The 4,458-nt window shown below is 37.5% G+C and carries 4 protein-coding genes and 1 tRNA gene; 4 read left to right on the forward strand and 1 reads right to left on the reverse strand.

Annotated elements, in window-relative coordinates:
- Positions 1 to 16 precede the first annotated feature (16 nt).
- The 4 genes from AC3AX0_RS07910 (at position 17) to AC3AX0_RS07925 (ending at position 3,927) form a co-directional block, all read left to right on the forward strand.
- Positions 17 to 100: transfer RNA gene (locus AC3AX0_RS07910), tRNA-Leu, on the forward strand.
- Positions 101 to 422: 322 nt separating this feature from the next.
- Entirely contained in the window at positions 423 to 620 is a 198-nt protein-coding gene (locus AC3AX0_RS07915; protein ID WP_487549761.1) for a cold-shock protein, read from the forward strand.
- 147 nt (positions 621 to 767) lie between these two features.
- Positions 768 to 1,742: a M15 family metallopeptidase gene (locus AC3AX0_RS07920; RefSeq protein ID WP_487549762.1), complete on the forward strand. Its 975-nt coding sequence runs from the start codon at positions 768 to 770 to the stop codon at positions 1,740 to 1,742.
- Positions 1,743 to 2,007: 265 nt separating this feature from the next.
- Positions 2,008 to 3,927, forward strand: coding sequence for an ABC transporter ATP-binding protein (locus tag AC3AX0_RS07925; RefSeq protein WP_487549763.1), 1,920 nt, complete (start codon positions 2,008 to 2,010; stop codon positions 3,925 to 3,927).
- 51 nt (positions 3,928 to 3,978) lie between these two features.
- On the opposite strand, the gene AC3AX0_RS07930 is transcribed toward AC3AX0_RS07925, so the two are convergent.
- The coding region (locus tag AC3AX0_RS07930) for a uroporphyrinogen decarboxylase family protein (RefSeq protein ID WP_487549764.1) at positions 3,979 to 4,458 on the reverse strand (480 nt) is incomplete at its 5' end.

Here is a 4,458-nt window from a genome sequence, read left to right on the forward strand (position 1 = left end):
GTCTTGTCACAAATGAGCGGGTGTGGCGGAATTGGCAGACGCGCTAGACTTAGGATCTAGTGTCTACGACGTGGGAGTTCGAGTCTCTTCACCCGCACCATTTATAAAATCACTTTGGATATTCCAAGGTGATTTTTATTTTACAAAAAATCACAATTATTGGACCTTGAAGATGATACTAAAAAAACGGGAAGATTTCAAGGAAACATATAATAATGAACATTATTAAATGCAGTGATAGCAGTAGAATTTGCATTAAATTCTTGTATTATCTTAAAATTAGTGTATAATTAATTGTAGTCTAAATTCAGTAAAAGTGAATAAATAGAATGGAAGTATAATCATATTGATTGACGATTGAATTTTTATTTATATCATTTACAACAATTTAGAAAAATTAATAAAAATTCGGAGGTATTGGTATGAAAGGTAAAGTTAAATGGTTTAATTCTGAAAAAGGTTTTGGTTTCATCACTACGGAAGAAGGAACTGATGTTTTTGCACATTACTCACAAATCCAAAAAGACGGATTTAAAACTTTGAACGAAGACGAAAGCGTAGAGTTTGATGTTGTTGAAGGTGCTAAAGGACCTCAAGCAGAAAACATTACTACTGCTTAATTAGAAGATACTTGGAAGACCTGGAATGTATTCAGGTCTTTTATTATGTTTGAATTTCATGACTTGTTGATATATTGCCTTGAAATTTAAGCAGATATGTATTATATTTGATATGATGGAAAATGATTTTAAAAGGATGTGTTGTTAATGGGAATAAAAATCAAAATTATAGGATTGTGTATTCTGTCTATATTAATGTTGACAGGATGCGGCAATGGTCATTCAGAGATTAAGGATCCAATTGAAGAAGAGAACTCGGTTGATGCCATAGAAATCCTTGTGGATGGAAATGTAGTCTCCAGAAGCGAACTTGTGGATATAATAGTGGAAGCAACATTGAAGGATGGGGAAAAGGAAATAGTAACCGAGGGACTTGAGATCTTCACGGATCTTACTATTGATAGTGAAAACTGCTTTGTCATACCTGAAGAAGCGTTAACAGGTGATAATTATGCAATTGATGTTGTATATAAGGGTTTGAATGCCCATAAGGATATAAACATAGTAAACTTTCTTAGTGAAACCATTGACAGTGAGGGAATAATTATAAAGCCTGAAGCATTGGATATGGTTGTAAACAAGTCAAGGAACCTTCCTTTAAATTATGTGCCGGAAGATCTTGTACATGTAGCTGTTACTACATGTTTGAGTAATGAAGAAGTCAACCAGTTGCGAAAGGTTGCCTCAGATGCACTTACGGAGCTTTTTAAGGGAGCTGAAGCTGACGGATTGACCCTTGTTGCCAGATCGGGATACAGGTCATACAATACACAAACTGCACTTTACAATGGCTATGTAAGCAGACACGGACAGGAATATGCAGACAAGTACAGTGCTGTTCCCGGACAGAGCGAGCACCAGTCAGGTTTGGCAATGGATATTACTGCACAGAGTGCAGGACTTCAGCTTGAAGATTACTTTGGAGATACAGAGGAAGGAAAGTGGGTTTCAGTACATGCTCATGAATATGGCTTTATAATTAGATATCCAGAGGGCATGGAGGATATTACAGGATATCTTTATGAGCCTTGGCATCTAAGATATCTTGGAACAGACCTTGCTACAGAAGTATATGAAAGCGGTCTGACTCTTGAAGAATATTTTATGAGTTTTGAAGAATAAGAATATGGAATGCTGGAAAGGAGTTAAAAAGCCAAAATAAAACCTGCCTCGGCGGGTTTTATTTTGGGCGTGTACAACACCCGCTCACGCGGCCGACACAGCAGAGCTGCTTTGTCTTAGCTTAAGAAAGTTAAATAGGCAAAACTCCTTAAAGCGTTGGTGTTTTGCATTTTAGGTAAACTTTCTACGCTGACAACACCCGCTCACACGGCTGACGCAGCAGAGCTGCTTTGTCTAGAAGAAAAACTGTAAGGATGGATTTGATATGAATTTGGTTTCTATAAGGGACATGTATAAAAGTTTTGGTGAAAAGGTGCTTCTGAAGGGAGCATCACTTAATATAAACGATGGAGACAAGATAGGTCTCATAGGTGTCAATGGGTCGGGCAAGTCAACACTTCTAAAGATAATAACGGGAGAGGATTATGCCGATAGTGGAGAAATTGAAATTGTAAGTAAGAGAACCATAGAGTATTTAAACCAAAATCCTGATTGTGATGGTGAATTGACAGTTCTCGACCAGATATTTAAGGGGAGCTCCGAGGAAATGAATATTCTGAGGGAATATGAAGATCTCCTAGCCAGAACTGAAAAGGGTATCTCTGGATTGGAAGATGAAATAATAAGACTTCAGGGTGTAATAGACAATAAAAATTTATGGAATATGGAAAGCGAAGTAAAAAGTGTTCTTACAAAGCTTAAGATTTCAGATTTTGATGCAAAGATGGGAACACTTTCAGGAGGACAGAGAAAAAGAGTTGCCCTGGCAGCTGCACTCCTTAAGGAATGCAATCTTCTTATCCTTGACGAGCCTACAAACCATATGGATAGTGAACTTATACAGTGGCTTGAGGAATATTTAAACAACAGAAAAGGTGCCTTGCTGATGATTACCCATGACAGGTACTTCCTTGACAGGGTTACAAATGTCATAGTTGAGCTTGAAAATGGAGTTCTTCACAAATACGATGGAAATTACTCCTACTACCTTGAAAGCAGATTGGAAAGGGAAGCTCTTGAATCAACTGAAAAGGACAAGCAGGAAAAGCTCTATAAGAAGGAATTGGCTTGGATGAGAAAGGGAGCCAAGGCAAGAAGTACAAAGCAAAAGGCTAGAATACAGAGATTTGATAATATAAAGGACTCAATGGATTATACAATTGATGAAAATCTCGAAATTTCTGTAGCGACAAGTAGACTTGGAAAGACAATCATAGAGATAAAAAATATATCTAAAGCTTACGATGACAAGGTCTTGATCAAGGAATTCAGTCATATATTCCTTAGGGACGACAGGGTAGGCATACTAGGACCAAATGGTACGGGTAAATCGACTCTTGTAAGGATAATCACTGACCAGGTAAAGCAGGATTCAGGTGAAATCCTAAAGGGACAGACTGTTAAGATAGGTTATTTCTCTCAGGAGAATGAGGATCTGGATGGTACCATGAGAGTTATAGATTATGTGAAGAAAGCAGGAGAGTTTCTTGAAACTGCAGATGGAGACAAGATTTCTGCATCCAAAATGCTTGAAAGGTTTCTGTTTTCGGGAGATGTCCAGTACAGCTATATAAGAAAGCTGTCGGGAGGAGAAAAGAGAAGATTGTATCTTTTAAGAATACTGATGTCTTCTCCAAATGTATTGATATTCGACGAGCCTACAAATGATTTGGATGTAAGAACGCTTTCGATACTGGAGGATTTTCTTGATACCTTTGGTGGTCCTGTTATTACTATTTCACACGACAGGTATTTTCTGGACAGGATTTGCAACAGCATATTTTACTATGAAGGAAATGGCTCAATAAGAAAGTACCCTGGTAACTATTCCGATTTTATGGATAAGAAGGAAGTTGAAAAACTTACCCTTGAAGCTTCCACATCAGATAATGGTGAAAAAGAAAAGGAAGTTGAAAAGTTATCAAAAAACAATACTAAAGCAAAGAAACTCAAGTTTTCATATTCCGAGAAAAAGGAATATGAAGAGATAGATGGAATAATCGAGGGTTTGGAAGCTGAGATTGAAACTCTTGAAAAGGCCTTGGGTGAAAAAACAAGTGACTATATGAAGCTTCAGGATCTAATGGATGAAAAAGAAAGGTTGAACAACGTTCTTGAGAAAAAGATGGAAAGATGGGAATATCTCAATGAATTGGCCGAGAAGATTGAAAATCAGAAAAACTAAATGGGAAACCCTGTGACAGGTTAATTCTGACACAGGGTTTTTAAGAATTAATTATTCGAAGCTTCCATATTTTTTCACTGAATTCACCATGATTTCAGCTTTCTTGAAATCAAGGGGAGCAGGATACTCGCATCCTGTAGACATGATGAAGGCACCGTCTTTTGCCATCATTTCTATTTGTTTTTTGCATTCCGCTTCTACTTCGTGTTCTTTTGCTGTGAACATCCAGCCGGGATCAACGTGACCCATTAGTATTGTTTTGTCGCCATATTTTGCCTTCATTTCTTCATAAGAAGAACAGTCGTCTGGATAGTGAAGGAAGGAGAATGCAACTGGATTCATTCTTTTAAGCTGTACATCAAAATATGGTCCTGCGCCACAGTTGTGGATCATAAACATTGTATCCAAGGTTTCGACGTGTTTTGCGATATCTTCCATATAAACACCCTCGAATTCGTCCCACATAGTTTTGCTCATTATTGATTTTGATGCAAACAGAGTATCAAACATTATTCCGTGAACTCCTGTCTC

The organism is Dethiosulfatibacter sp., from assembly GCF_983023055.1.